General features: G+C 63.7%; 14 protein-coding genes. 12 read left to right on the top strand and 2 right to left on the bottom strand.

The features are described 5' to 3' along the window. Positions 1-80 precede the first annotated feature (80 nt). From OJB03_RS08255 to OJB03_RS08275, 5 genes are all read left to right on the top strand, one after another. On the top strand, positions 81-1,091 hold the full coding sequence (locus tag OJB03_RS08255; RefSeq protein WP_263786442.1) for a hypothetical protein: 1,011 nt from the start codon (positions 81-83) through the stop codon (positions 1,089-1,091). A gap of 11 nt (positions 1,092-1,102) precedes the next feature. Further along, a complete protein-coding gene (locus tag OJB03_RS08260) occupies positions 1,103-2,215 on the top strand; it encodes a coproporphyrinogen-III oxidase family protein (protein ID WP_263786443.1) in 1,113 nt (370 codons plus the stop codon). Between the two features lie 97 nt (positions 2,216-2,312). Continuing rightward, a complete protein-coding gene (locus OJB03_RS08265) occupies positions 2,313-2,780 on the top strand; it encodes a GNAT family N-acetyltransferase (protein WP_263786444.1) in 468 nt (155 codons plus the stop codon). Positions 2,781-2,802: 22 nt separating this feature from the next. Further along, the gene (locus OJB03_RS08270; RefSeq protein ID WP_263786445.1) at positions 2,803-3,285 is read left to right on the top strand and encodes a DUF192 domain-containing protein; all 483 of its coding nucleotides are present in this window, start codon (positions 2,803-2,805) and stop codon (positions 3,283-3,285) included. 39 nt (positions 3,286-3,324) lie between these two features. Further along, complete coding sequence (locus tag OJB03_RS08275; protein WP_263786446.1) at positions 3,325-3,828, top strand: DUF192 domain-containing protein; 504 nt, start codon at positions 3,325-3,327, stop codon at positions 3,826-3,828. 60 nt (positions 3,829-3,888) lie between these two features. On the opposite strand, the gene OJB03_RS08280 is transcribed toward OJB03_RS08275, so the two are convergent. Both OJB03_RS08280 and OJB03_RS08285 read right to left on the bottom strand, forming a co-directional pair. After that, positions 3,889-4,290: a hypothetical protein gene (locus OJB03_RS08280; protein WP_263786447.1), complete on the bottom strand. Its 402-nt coding sequence runs from the start codon at positions 4,288-4,290 to the stop codon at positions 3,889-3,891. A 144-nt stretch (positions 4,291-4,434) separates the two neighbouring features. Then, on the bottom strand, positions 4,435-4,767 hold the full coding sequence (locus OJB03_RS08285) for a HesB/IscA family protein (RefSeq protein WP_263786448.1): 333 nt from the start codon (positions 4,765-4,767) through the stop codon (positions 4,435-4,437). 336 nt (positions 4,768-5,103) lie between these two features. Here OJB03_RS08285 and sufB point away from each other — a divergent pair, with 336 nt between their 5' ends. From sufB to OJB03_RS08320, 7 genes are all read left to right on the top strand, one after another. Further along, positions 5,104-6,567 carry a Fe-S cluster assembly protein SufB gene (sufB, locus tag OJB03_RS08290; RefSeq protein WP_263786449.1) on the top strand — a complete coding sequence of 488 codons (1,464 nt, stop codon included), beginning with the start codon at positions 5,104-5,106 and terminating at the stop codon, positions 6,565-6,567. Positions 6,568-6,712: 145 nt separating this feature from the next. Next, positions 6,713-7,483, top strand: coding sequence for a Fe-S cluster assembly ATPase SufC (gene sufC / locus OJB03_RS08295; RefSeq protein WP_263786450.1), 771 nt, complete (start codon positions 6,713-6,715; stop codon positions 7,481-7,483). A gap of 92 nt (positions 7,484-7,575) precedes the next feature. Further along, positions 7,576-8,916 carry a Fe-S cluster assembly protein SufD gene (gene sufD, locus OJB03_RS08300; protein ID WP_263786452.1) on the top strand — a complete coding sequence of 447 codons (1,341 nt, stop codon included), beginning with the start codon at positions 7,576-7,578 and terminating at the stop codon, positions 8,914-8,916. An 81-nt stretch (positions 8,917-8,997) separates the two neighbouring features. After that, positions 8,998-10,254: a cysteine desulfurase gene (locus OJB03_RS08305; RefSeq protein ID WP_263786453.1), complete on the top strand. Its 1,257-nt coding sequence runs from the start codon at positions 8,998-9,000 to the stop codon at positions 10,252-10,254. A gap of 83 nt (positions 10,255-10,337) precedes the next feature. Further along, entirely contained in the window at positions 10,338-10,763 is a 426-nt protein-coding gene (locus OJB03_RS08310) for a SufE family protein (protein ID WP_263786454.1), read from the top strand. Between the two features lie 144 nt (positions 10,764-10,907). After that, positions 10,908-11,321, top strand: coding sequence for an SUF system Fe-S cluster assembly protein (locus tag OJB03_RS08315; protein ID WP_423816372.1), 414 nt, complete (start codon positions 10,908-10,910; stop codon positions 11,319-11,321). Positions 11,322-11,397: 76 nt separating this feature from the next. Continuing rightward, on the top strand, positions 11,398-13,005 hold the full coding sequence (locus OJB03_RS08320) for a sigma 54-interacting transcriptional regulator (protein ID WP_263786456.1): 1,608 nt from the start codon (positions 11,398-11,400) through the stop codon (positions 13,003-13,005). Positions 13,006-13,009 lie beyond the last annotated feature (4 nt).

The following is a 13,009-nucleotide window of genomic DNA, read 5'->3' on the forward strand; positions in this document are numbered from 1 at the left end:
TCCCGGACGCGCCGGATATTGCGGACGCGCCGTGCGGGGCGCTCAACGTCAGTCTTTCGATGCAACCCTCTTTCGCCGCCATGGCCGATCGAACCACGCGCGAAACGCTTGGCCTCGTCGTGGACGTGGTGATGATGGCCCTCATCGTCGCCAACCTCACCCTCCTCATTGTGGATTGGGGCTTCGCCAGCCCGGTCGTCCAGACGCAAATGGAGAACTACGTCCCGGCGCTATACACCTGGTACGACCAGACGATCCACCAGCACTTTTTGCTGTATGACCTCGCGTTCGTCTCGATCTTCGTGGTCGAGATTCTCGTACGCTGGGGCCTCGCCATTCATCGACAGCGCTATCACCGCTGGTTCTTTTATCCGTTTGTGCACTGGTACGATGTGCTCGGCTGCATTCCGGTCGGGTCGCTGCGCTCGCTACGCCTGCTGCGGCTCGTCGCCATGATCCCAAAGCTGCAGCGGACCGGTCTGGTCGACCTCCGGGAGACATATCTCTACAGGACGTTCGAGAAGTACCGCGACATCGTCCTGGAGGAGATCAGCGACCGCGTGACGGTCCGCATCATCGAGGGCCTGCAGCAGGAGGTCCGGACAAGCCAGGAGGTGACCACCCGCATCGGGCGTGAGGTGATTGCCCCCCAGCGCGAGGCCCTGATCGAGGCGGTAACACACCGCCTGCAGGAGGCCACGGCGGTCGCCTACGAGGAACAGCAGGACGACTTCCACGAGTATCTCGACGGAGTCATCGAGGACGCCGTGCAGCGGAACCGCGAGATTGGCACTCTCGCCGCCCTGCCGGGGGTGGGGCGCCCCGTCGCCTCCCTCCTCGAGAATGCCATCAGCGACATTGTATTCAACGTGGTGGACCGGATGGTGACCGACGTGTGCTCGTTCGACAACGACCAGGCGATCACGCACGTCACCTCCATCTCGGCGGACGCGCTGATGAGCCCGAAGTACGATCGCCGCCTGAACCAACTCGCTCAGTCCGTTGTGCTTCAGTCCCTGGACGTCATCAAGGACCACGTTCAGGTCCGTCGCTGGAAGGACGTGGAGTCCCTCGCTACATCCGCCGAATAAACCCGTCCACCGTGGCTGGCTTGTACATTCACGTGCCGTTCCGGACGGCTCCCCGCCCCTACGACGACGCGTACACCGTGGTCGACCCGTCCCGCGATGCGTCCGTCCTGGCGACCGCGCTGGCTCGTGAGATTGAGCAGTACACCGACTCGGTCCTCGGGGACGCGCCAATCCGAAGCCTCTACGTGGGTGGGGGGCGCCCCTCGCTCTGCCGCCCTGCGGCCCTGCTCCCTCTTGCTCGTGCCCTCGGTCGGGTTCTGGAGCCGGCCGTCCTCGACGAGGTAACCGTGGAGCTACACCCGGCCGACACCTCTCCGGACGATCTGTCCGCCCTTCGCCGCGCAGGCGTGACCCGGCTGAGCATCGAAGGACTGTCGTTCGTCGAGGAGGACCTAGCCGCTGTCGGGGCCCCCCACAGCTCCGACGACCTCGTTCGCAGCGTTCATCAAGTTCGTCGGGCCGGGTTCAGGCAGTTCTCCGTGGATCTCCTGTTCGGCGGCGCAGGCCAGTCGCGAGCTGGATGGAAGGCGAGCCTGCAGCGGGCCGTCTCGCTGGGCGTCCCGCACCTCACGCTCCACGAGCTGGAAGCGGGCGACCCGGATACGCGCGCCGACCAGTTGGCCTTCGCCCTCACCTTTCTCCGGGCCAAGGGCTACGCCCCCTACGAACTCACTCATTTCGCCCGGCCGGGCCACCGATCAACCCACCAGCAGCACGTCTACGCCTACGGGTCTGTTCTAGGGATCGGCCCCGGTGCGGAGAGCTTCTGGGCGCCCGATTCCTCTGGGTCCTCGGTGGCGCAGCGGTGGTCGAACGTCGCGGACTTGACGACGTACGTGGGGCAGCTTCAGGCCGATGTCTTGCCTGTGGCCCACGACGAAACGCTGGGGGCATCGGCCCTCGCCCGCGAGTACATTCTTCTTCGCGTCCGCACGCAGGCGGGACTGGACCTGAGCACCCTTGCCGACCGGTATGGCCTTCGCCTTCGGGACCAGACGGCCGGTACGCTTCGGCGTCTCCGGGAAAACCGGCTCATCCACGACGAGCCGGGCCGCGTTCGCCTGACAGATCGCGGCCGCCTTCTCGCCGACGCCATCACGCACCGGCTGCTTCGTGAAGTGTAGCGCGGGCGACCCGAGGCGGGCGCCGACGGCCCGTTCTCCCACGTGCCGCGCCCCGAAGCTATCGCACGCCCGCACAAGTTCCCTACCCGTTCTCTCAATGCCCAAGGTTCGCCCCGCGAAGACGGACGCCGACCTGGACGCCGCCCGTCGCCTCTTTCGGGCGTACGTCGACGGGCTGGACTTCGACCTCGACTTCCAAGACTTTGAGGCGGAGATGGAGGCTCTACCCGGCCCGTACGCCCCGCCGAACGGAGCCATTCTGCTGGCGGACATGCGCGGGGAGCCCGTGGGGGTTGTGGCCGTCCGGCCACTCGATGAGGAGGACGTCTGCGAGATGAAACGCCTGTACGTAGTGCCGGCACATCGAGGGCAGGGGATCGGGCGGGCACTGGCGTCGGCGATCATCGAGAAGGCCCGGACGCTGGGCTACAGTACGATGCGGCTCGACACGGTGGCCTCCATGTCCGCTGCGCGCCGCCTCTACCGGTCCCTTGCGTTCGAGGAGCGAGACGCGTACTATCACAATCCACATCCGAATGCCGTATACATGGAACGCTCCCTCTAATTTCTTTTTCCCGTTTCTGGACATGCGACCCGCGTCCCTCTTCGTTCTCCTTACCCTCGGCCCGTTCATCCTCGCCGGCTGTGCGAGCGACAGTGCCGACCCTTCTACGGAGGAAGGGTTTGAGGTTGAAGGCTCCCTGGCGTTTCTCACCCCCGGCGGTGATACCCTTCGGGCCATCGACGTGGACATCGCCGACACCGACGCTGAGCGCAAGCGTGGGCTGATGCGACAGCGCTCGCTTGGCTACGATCGAGGCATGCTGTTCATCTTCGACTCGGTGGACGAGGGTGGGATGTGGATGAAAAACACGCCTCTTCCCCTCGACATCGTGTTCGTGGCCCCCGACTCGCAGGTGATCAACATCGCCCGCCGCACCACGCCCTTCTCAGAGAAATCCATCGAGCCGACCGCCCCCCGGAACTTCGTGGTCGAAGTCCGCGCCGGATTCGCCGACCGTTTCGACCTCACCGATAGCACCCGCGTCCGGTGGAGCCGGGCCGAATGACTGGGCAGTTCTCACTTCCACGTGCCATCTCCTGTCTCCATGCGCCGTCCCCTCGGATTTACACTTCTGGTCCTCCCCCTACTTCTGATTGGGCTTGCCTGTCAAAACCCCGACAGCGCCGGGTCGGCGGAGGCCGACACGACCGACGCCATTCCGTTCACGAAGGAGGGGCGTCTCACCTTCCTCCAGAACGGCGACTCGACGGTGACGATCGACCTTGAGATTGCCGACACGGACTCGGCGCGGGAGCGGGGCATGATGCAACGCACGGGCTTCCCCAACGACCGGAGCGGGATGCTCTTCCCTTTCGAGGAGGAGCAACCACAGAGCTTTTGGATGTCAAACACGCCCGTTGCGCTCGACATCCTCTTTGCCGACGCGGACTCGCAGATCGTCAGCATCGCCAAATACACCACGCCGTTCTCGACTGAGCGCTACCGCTCCGGCGACCCGGCGCAGTACGTGGTGGAGGTCCCCGCCGGCTTTGCGGACTCGCACGGGATTTTAGAGGGAGACCGCATCCGGTGGCGACGAGTGGAGTAGGGCCGGACGACATGTTGCCCGGATCGGCAAGAGCGTCGCGGGCCGTCCGGGCATGGCGGGTCAATCCGGACGCACGTATAGCGATTCGGCCCCGTCCCGGTACGCGCGGCTGATCGCGAAGGTGTCTGCCCTGACGCCCCACTGCGCACCGTTCAGGTACTCGCCGTAGGTCGTCTCCCGCTTGAGCCCCCCGTTGCGGTATACCTCGACGGTGTCGCGGGCCGTGAAGATGACTGTCTCGGTCTCCCCTGTGGAACTCGGGGTCGATACGTCACGGTCCCCAAAACAGCAGACCGTGCGCTTCCACGCCCATTCCCCGCGCAGGGCCGTGGTGTCCGGCGTAAATCGGGAGAAGTCCACCCACTCGGGGGTCAAGGATGACTCTTCAGTCCCGACGACCGAACAGCCCAGCCCCAGCACGAGCGTACACACCAGCACGGAGACAGCAGAGACACGTCGCATGCAAATCAGGGCATTTTCGACTCGAAGACGCGGGCATTGGGCGCGGATTCTCCGCAAATCCGTTCACCTTACGTACACGTGCCCCGACGCTGTACAACCACCCTGAATCGTTCAGTTTCGGTCAGGCCGTTCCCGCCCCCCCAGCTACACCCCAAACGACTCGCCGCACGCACACTCTCGGGAGGCCTGAGGGTTGGAGAAATGAAAACCGTCCCCGTTCAGTCCGTGCGTGAAGTCGAGCTCCGAACCATCAAGATAGAGTCGGGTCTTCTTGTCGAATACCACCGGCACACCGTTGTGCTCTTCGACCTCGTCGTCGTCCTTGACGGTCGTTTCCCACCCGAGGTCATACGTCAGCCCGGAGCAGCCGCCCGGCACCACCGCCACGCGGAGGAATGTCTCCCCTAGATTTACCTCCTCGTTCGACGCGACCGACTCAATCTGATCGAGGGCCCGGTCAGTAATCGAAATGGTCATATCGAGAGCAAAACGAGTCCAGGTACAACGGACCTTTCCGTACTGCAGGCCCAAATTGAAAGTTTCTCTTTTCCTGTTCCTCCTCCCTGTCCCGCCCCCGAGCCGTCCGTCGCGTCGATCCCGTGCTACGTCCCATCATCCCCGACGCCAACTTCTCATAAAGATGTAACGGCCTGTGCGCGCGGAGGAACGACCCGGAAGCCCCCCTGTTGTAACCGCACGTTGACACAGTGAGAGCAGCGTAAACATCGGTTTACACTCGGGTTCGACGCCCCGCCCGATAAATCGGTGCCACCATCCGCATCGGATCACGCACGATACGCCAAAGGACTGTTTATGAGCACGTCTGAGACAGAGTACCTAAAGGGCAAGGCCAGTGAGGACTACAAGCACGGCTTCTACACCGACATCGAGGCAGAAACGGCACCTGATGGCTTCACCGAGGATGTCGTTCGCTACATTTCGCAGCGCAAAGACGAGCCGCAGTGGCTTCGGGACTGGCGGCTGAAGGCCTTCCGTCACGCCCGCAACCGCCTCGACAACGGCGAAACCATCGACTGGGCTCACCTCGACTACGAGGCCCCCAAGTTCGACGAGATCAGCTACTTCTCCGCCCCGAAGGAGACGGCTAGCTACGACAGCCTCGACGAGGTGCCGGACGAGATCCTGGAGACGTTCGAGCGCCTCGGCATTCCGCTGCAGGAGCAGAAGGCCCTCACCGGCGTGGCCGTCGACGCCGTGATGGACAGCGTCTCCGTAGCCACCACCTTCAAGGACAAGTTGGAGGAGAAGGGCGTTATCTTTAAGTCCTTCGGCGAGGCAGCCAAGGAGCACCCGGAGATCGTGCGGGAGTACATGGGCACGGTCATTCCGTACACCGACAACCTGTACGCCGCGATCAACTCGGCGGTCTTCAGCGACGGATCGTTCGTGTACGTGCCAGAGGGCGTGACCTGCCCGATGGAGCTTTCCACCTACTTCCGCATCAACGAGGCGGGCACCGGCCAGTTTGAGCGCACGCTCATCGTTGCCGAGCCCGGCGCATACGTGAGCTACCTGGAGGGCTGCACCGCCCCGATGCGCAAGGAGAACCAGCTTCACGCGGCAGTCGTCGAGCTCGTCGCCCACGAGGACGCGGAGATCAAGTACTCCACGATCCAGAACTGGTACCCGGGCGACCCGGACACTGGTGAGGGCGGCGTCTACAACCTGGTCACGAAGCGTGGCCTCTGCAAGGGCGATAACTCCAAGATCAGCTGGACGCAGCTGGAGACCGGTTCGGCCGTGACGCAGAAGTACCCGTCCGTCATCCTGGCCGGAGACGATTCAGTCGGCGAGTTTTACTCAGTCGCCTTTACCAAGGGGCACCAGCAGGCCGACACGGGCACGAAGATGCAGCACATCGGCAAGAACACGAAAAGCACCATCATCTCGAAGGGGATTTCGGCCGACGTGGCGGACAACAGCTATCGCGGTCAGGTGAAGGTGAGCAAGAACGCCGACAACGCCCGCAACTTCTCACAGTGCGACTCGATGCTGCTCGGGCCGGACTGCGGGGCGCACACCTACCCGTACATCGAGAGCAACAACCCCTCGGCGCAGATTGAGCACGAGGCGACCACCTCGAAGGTAGGTGAGGACCAAATGTTCTATTGTCACCAGCGCGGCCTCGGCGAAGAGGAGGCGTTGAAGCTGATCGTGAACGGCTTCTGTCAGGAAGTCCTTCAGGAGCTTCCCATGGAGTTCGCCGTGGAGGCGAAGGAGCTTCTCGACATCGAGCTGGAAGGCAGCGTTGGATAACCATTCGAGCAGGAGCCCACGGGGGCGTGCGACGGACAATTCCGTCCACGCTCCCGTCCTACTTCTGCCCTGGCCTCGAGGAAGAGGCGTTTTGCCCCGAAGACGATACTCGTTTCGCACTGCACCACTCACACACGGATACGATATGGCACTTTTAGAAATTGAAAACCTACACGTCGGCGTCGAGGACGAAGACATTCACATTCTCAAGGGCGTGGACCTGACCCTCGACACGGGCGATATGCATGCCATCATGGGCCCCAACGGGTCTGGCAAGAGCACGCTCGCTTCCGTCCTCGCCGGGCGCGAGGAGTACGAGGTCCTGGACGGAAGCATTCGCTACGACGGCGATGACCTTCTGGAGCTGGAGCCCGAGGAGCGGGCCGAAGAAGGAATCTTCCTCGCCTTTCAGTACCCGGTAGAGCTTCCCGGCGTAAGCATGACCAATTTCCTGAAGGAGGCCGTCAACTCTGTCCGGGAGGCGCGCGGTGAGGACGAGCTTTCCTCCACCGAATTCCTCCAGCAGATGCGCGATCGGGCCGACATGCTGGGCCTTGACGCCGACCTCACGAAGCGGTCGGTCAACGAGGGCTTTTCGGGGGGCGAGAAGAAGCGGAATGAGATCTTCCAGCTCGCGATGCTGGAGCCGCGCCTCGCCATTCTCGACGAGACCGATTCCGGGCTCGACATTGACGCGCTTCAGAGCGTGGCCAATGGCGTCAACAAGCTCCGCGACGGGGACCGCGGCTTTCTCGTGATTACCCACTACGAGCGCATCCTGCAGTACATCGTTCCCGACCGCGTGCACGTCATGATGGACGGCCAGGTCGCACGCTCCGGCGACAAGGACCTCGCCAAGACGTTGGAGGAGCAGGGCTACGAGTGGATCCGCGAAGAGGTTGCTGCCACCGCGTAGCGGCCCCCTGCGCCCCGGGTGCGTTGACGCCCTCGGGGCCATTCCGGCCACTTGCACCTCCTCGATTCTGTCCTTCAATCCACCGCTCCACCATGACCACTGCCCTTGACACCGACGTTCGTCCCGAAGACCGATTTATTTCGGCCTTCGAGGTGAACCACGGCCAGGCCATCAACGGAACGAATGCCTCAATCGCCCAGCAGCGCGAAGACGCGATCGAGCGCTTCGCCGAGCTTGGCATCCCGACCAATGAGCTGGAGGCCTGGAAGTACACGAACATCGCGAAGACCATCGACCGGCCCTACACCCTCTCGCTATCGCCGGAGGGCCCGTCGCTCGACCCGAGCGACATCGCGCCATTCACGATTGACGAGATGGACGCCCATCGCGTCGTGCTCGTGAACGGCCACGTCGACGAGTCACTTTCCGACATCGGCGACCTGCCATCGGGCGTCGTCCTGAGCAGCCTCGCCGAGGCCGGTGAGGAGCATCCCGATGTCGTAGAGGAGCACTACGGCCAGTACGCTGACTTCGAGGACGAGGCCCTGACGGCCCTCAACACGGCATTTGTCCAGGACGGGGCGTTCGTCTACGTCCCCTCCGGCACGATCGTCGAGAAGCCCATCTTCTTCCTCCACATCACGGCCGGCTCAGAGCCTCTCTTTCTGCAGCCGCGTCACCTGTTCGTGGTCGAGGACGGGGCCATCGCCAAGGTCGTTGAGGCTCAGCACTCCGTTACCGATGCTCAGACGTTCACGAACACGGTGAGCGAGGCCTTCGTCGGCGAGCGAGCCAACCTGGAGCACTATCTTGTGCAGGACGAAGGGTCGAACGCTTCGCAGGTCCACACCCGTGCCGGCCAGCAGAAGGACGACAGCGTGTACTCGACCAACACCATCACCTTCAGTGGAGAGGTGGTCCGTAACAACGCCACGGTCGAGGTCGACGGCTCCTTCTGCGAGTCAAACCTCTATGGTCTCTGCATCGGCAAGGACGAGACGCACGTGGACAACCACACGCAGATGAACCACGTGCAGCCGGATTGCAGCAGCAACGAGCTCTACAAGCACGTGCTCAACGACGAGTCGACCGCCGTCTTTAACGGCAAAGTGCTGGTCACCCGTGGCTCTCAGCGGATTGACGCCTACCAGCAGAACGATACGATCGTCCTGACCACCGACGCGAACATTTACACGAAGCCGGAGCTTGAAATCTACGCGGACGATGTGGTGTGCAGCCACGGCGCAACCACCGGCCAAGTGGACGAAGAGGGCGTCTTCTACCTCCGCTCGCGCGGCCTTTCCGAGCGTCGGGCCCACATCTTGATGCTACAGGCCTTCACCGACGAGGTGCTGAGCGAGTACAAGATTGACGGCCTGCGCAACTACATCACGGACAAGATCCGGCACCGCTTCGGCAGCTACTTCGAGTAGCCCCACGGAGGGAAAGACGTGTGAGGGCATCCTTATCAATCACACGCCCACACGTTACTTCTACATCTTCCCCAATCTATCATGCCCGCCACTACGCACCCGACTTCCGAGACGGCCTCGCTTGACGTAGAGGCGCTCCGTGCGGACTTTCCCGCGCTTGAGCAGGACGTGTACGAGGACACGCCCCTCGCCTACCTCGACAACGCGGCCACCTCGCAGAAGCCAACCCCGGTGATCGAACGGCTGGACGAGTTCTACCGCGAGGAAAACAGCAACGTACACCGGGGCGTCCATCGGCTCAGCCAGGACGCCACCGAGTCGTACGAGTCGGCCCGCAAGTCACTGGCGCGCTTCCTCAACGCGCCGGACCCCGACCAGATTATCTTCACGCGGGGCACGACCGAGGGGCTCAACCTCGTCTCCTCCACCTTTGGCCGCATGGCCGTCGAGGAGGGCGACGAGATTCTCCTCACGGAGATGGAGCACCACTCCAACATCGTCCCCTGGCAGATGCTGGCCGAGCAGGTGGGGGCCTCGATTGAGGTGCTTCCGGTTACGGACCGCGGCGAGCTTCGGATGGACCTGCTTCCGGAGATGCTCACCGACGACACGGCGCTCGTCGCCATCAGTCACGTCTCCAACACGTTGGGCACCATCAACCCGATGGAGGACTTCATCGACGTGGCCCACGCTGAGGGCGTACCCGTCGTCGTGGACGGGGCGCAGTCTGCCCCGCACATGCCGGTTGATGTGCAGGCGCTCGATGCGGACTTCTTCGTGTTCTCGGGCCACAAGGTGTTCGGGCCTACGGGCATCGGCGTCCTGTACGGGAAGCGGGACCACCTCGAGGCGATGCCTCCCTACCAGGGCGGCGGGGACATGATCGATCAGGTCTCGTTTGACGGGTCGACCTACGACGGACTGCCCCACAAGTTTGAGGCCGGTACGCCGAACATTGCCGATGCGGTCGGACTCGGCACCGCCGTCGAGTACATTATGAATATGGATTGGGACGCGGTGCGGACCCACGAAGACGACGTGCTCCGCTACGCCACCGAGCAGGTGGACAACATCGAGGGCACCCAGATCGTGGGCACTGCATCCGAGAAGACGAGCGTCCTCTCGTTCGTCTTCGACGATATTCACCCGTATGACGCTGGAACAGTGCTCGACCGGGAAGGCGTTGCCGTGCGAACGGGCCACCACTGTACGCAGCCGCTCCTGGAGCGGTACGGCCTCCCCGGCACCATCCGTGCCTCGTTCGCGGCCTACAACACGCATGAGGACGTGGATCGGCTGGTCGACGGCCTCCAGAAGGTGCGGCACATGTTCGGGTAGCTCACGTCCCGGCAACTCCATCGCCGGTACCAACGTACACACTACATAGCACAGCGCGTTTTGCACCAACCCTGTTCGCCCTCATGCCCGCTACGGACACAGTCTCGGATCGCGCGCAGCAGATCGTCGATGAGTTCTCGCTCTTCGACGACTGGATGAGCCGATACGAGTATCTCATCGAGCTCGGCGACGACATTCCGCTGCTCGAGGAGGACAAGAAGACCGATGACAATTACGTTCACGGCTGCCAGTCAGACGTCTGGATCGAGACCGAGCTCGACGAGGCGGATCGAGCCCTGTGCGTGCAGGGAGACAGCAACGCGAAGATCACCAAGGGACTGGCTGCGCTCATCATTCGCGTGATCGACGAGCAGCCTCCCGAGGCTGTCGCGAACGCCGACTTCGACTTTCTCGACGACATCGGCCTCCACGAGCACTTGAGCTCGCAGCGGAATAACGGCCTCAAGGCCATGATTGAAACCGTTCAGGAGCGCGCCCGCGAGACGTAGGCCCGCGACACAGAGTTGGTCGCATCCGCGCTTGGTGCCCTGTCCCTTGTGTTTGTGTAGACGCGTCATCCACTCTTTCCAACACCCCACAGATTTATGAGTCCTTCAGGTGCAATGCCCGGCGGGATGGGCGGCATGGGCGGTATGCCCGGCGGCGGAGGAGGCGGAGGGGCCGCCGACATCCCCGAGGAGAAAGAACAGTCCGACATCGAACTTCCGGAAACCATTCCGGATCACGTTCAGGACACGCCGGACGACGACCTTTACCAGCGGGTTGTAGAGTCACTCCGCGAGATTTATGACCCGGAGATTCCGGTCAACATCTATGACCTTGGGCTGATCTACCACCTCGACATGGGGGAGGACAGCCATGTGGACGTGTTGATGACCCTCACGGCGCCGAATTGCCCGGCCGCAGGCGTCCTGCCCGGCCAGGCGGAGGATGCGGTGCGCGAGACAGAAGGCGTCGAGAGCGTCAATCTCGAAATGACCTTCGAGCCGCCCTTCGCTCCGCAGATGATGTCCGAAGAGGCCCGCCTTGAGCTCGGCTTCATGTAATCGATGCCGAGCGTCGGATCTCCGGCCTTGAATCCAGGCTGGTCTTCGATTCGGCGCTCACAACCCGTCCCGACCGATGGATCACGCACGCACCATTGCGATGGCCACCACCCTTCTCGCCGACGGGCGGACGGGAGACGTGGCCGACATGGTGGAGCCGTTGCTCGATCCCGTAACAGCCCCGGCCGCCAGCACGGGGCAGATTCTGCTCCGGGGACTGTTGGCCCGTGTCGAAGTGACTCGCCGTGACCGCCCGGAGCGGGCGCTCGAACTGCTGCCCACAGTCGAGGAGGTGTCGGACTCCTGCACGTGTGTGCGAGCCGACGTGGCGCTCTGGCGCGGCTGGGCCCATGTGCGCCGTTCCGAGTCGGTGGACGAGGCGACCCGGGGCCTGCACCTGCTGAAGGAGGGGCGCGAGCTTTTTGCCTCGATCTGCGACCCCGTCGGCCGCTGCTGGGCGCTTTTGGGGCAGGCAGCGGCCTACAGTGCCCTTGACGAGCACGGCCTCCTGCACCGTGTGCTCGACGACGCCTCAGGCCTCCTTGATCGCCTTCAAGACACCCAGGCGGCGGAGTGGCTCGACGAGCTTCGCCGCCGGTCTCCCTCGGCGAATCCCAAACACGACGGGGCTCGGTCGGGCGCTACGGCAGATCCGACGACGGTCGTGGACGGGTTCGTGGCGGAGAGCCGCGAGATGCAGGCCGTAGCCGAAACGATTCGGAAAATTCAACCGAGCCGGAGCCCCGTTCTCATTACCGGAGAAGGCGGCGCCGGGAAGCGCCTCGTGGCGCGCACGATCCACGCCACCAGCACCCGAGCCGATGGTCCCTTAGAGTACGTTTCGTGCGATCCGACGCAGGCCGGTGCGTCTCTCAGCGCACAGCTGTTCGGCGCCGAAGCAAACGCGGGGGCAGACGGGTCGTCCCAGACTGGGGCCGTGCAGGCCGCCGACGGAGGAACCCTCATCGTCGGGGACATTGACGCCCTCCCTCGTCCCCTGCAGTCCTCGCTGCTCGATCTCCTCGACGGGCAAGCCTCTCCCCTGGCAGAAACGGCCGACGGCGACCCGCTGGACGTTCGCGTCCTCGCCACAACGACCGCTGACCTCGACGCCCGCGTGGAGGAGGGCCGCTTCCGGCCGGCGCTGCGCAATCGGCTGCGCGTAATTTCGCTCCACGTTCCCCCCCTCCGGGAGCGACGCCCCGACATCCCCCTCCTCGTCCGCCACTTCCTAAATCAGATGCGCCCAGAGGGCTCGTCCCTGGTCTCCATCACGCACCCGGCCATGGAGGCCCTGCTCCGCTACAACTGGCCGGGCAACGTGCGGCAACTACGCAACGAGATCGAACGGGCGCTGGTGCACGTGCAGAGCGAACCGGCCCCGACGATCACGCTCGACATGCTTCTCGACACGATTGTCGAAAATGCTCGAGAGCGGACGGCGGCGCACACGTCTCGGGACACCTCGGACGCCATTCTGGAGCCCGACCGAACCCTCAACGACGTACTCTCCCGCACCGAAAAGGCTGTCATCGAACGAGTGCTCCGCGCCTGTGACGGTCAGGTGACGGCCTCGGCGGACGTGCTGGGCCTGACCCGGCAGGGGCTCTACAAGAAAATGAAGCGGCTCGGCATCGACGCTTCCGCCTTCCAGCCGACCTCGGAGCCAACTCCCGCGTCCTGACCGA

The organism is Salinibacter grassmerensis, from assembly GCF_947077765.1.
GTDB classification, from domain to species: domain Bacteria; phylum Bacteroidota; class Rhodothermia; order Rhodothermales; family Salinibacteraceae; genus Salinibacter; species Salinibacter grassmerensis.

Bases quoted from the DNA above. Each gene is read 5' to 3' on its own strand.
- OJB03_RS08255 (WP_263786442.1), top strand. From the start codon at position 81: ATGGCCGATCGAACCACGCGCGAAACGCTTGGCCTCGTCGTGGACGTG.
- OJB03_RS08265 (WP_263786444.1), top strand. From the start codon at position 2,313: ATGCCCAAGGTTCGCCCCGCGAAGACGGACGCCGACCTGGACGCCGCC.
- OJB03_RS08270 (WP_263786445.1), top strand. From the start codon at position 2,803: ATGCGACCCGCGTCCCTCTTCGTTCTCCTTACCCTCGGCCCGTTCATC.
- OJB03_RS08275 (WP_263786446.1), top strand. From the start codon at position 3,325: ATGCGCCGTCCCCTCGGATTTACACTTCTGGTCCTCCCCCTACTTCTG.
- OJB03_RS08280 (WP_263786447.1), bottom strand. From the start codon at position 4,290: ATGCGACGTGTCTCTGCTGTCTCCGTGCTGGTGTGTACGCTCGTGCTG.
- OJB03_RS08285 (WP_263786448.1), bottom strand. From the start codon at position 4,767: ATGACCATTTCGATTACTGACCGGGCCCTCGATCAGATTGAGTCGGTC.
- sufB (WP_263786449.1), top strand. From the start codon at position 5,104: ATGAGCACGTCTGAGACAGAGTACCTAAAGGGCAAGGCCAGTGAGGAC.
- sufC (WP_263786450.1), top strand. From the start codon at position 6,713: ATGGCACTTTTAGAAATTGAAAACCTACACGTCGGCGTCGAGGACGAA.
- sufD (WP_263786452.1), top strand. From the start codon at position 7,576: ATGACCACTGCCCTTGACACCGACGTTCGTCCCGAAGACCGATTTATT.
- OJB03_RS08305 (WP_263786453.1), top strand. From the start codon at position 8,998: ATGCCCGCCACTACGCACCCGACTTCCGAGACGGCCTCGCTTGACGTA.
- OJB03_RS08310 (WP_263786454.1), top strand. From the start codon at position 10,338: ATGCCCGCTACGGACACAGTCTCGGATCGCGCGCAGCAGATCGTCGAT.
- OJB03_RS08315 (WP_423816372.1), top strand. From the start codon at position 10,908: ATGCCCGGCGGCGGAGGAGGCGGAGGGGCCGCCGACATCCCCGAGGAG.
- OJB03_RS08320 (WP_263786456.1), top strand. From the start codon at position 11,398: ATGGATCACGCACGCACCATTGCGATGGCCACCACCCTTCTCGCCGAC.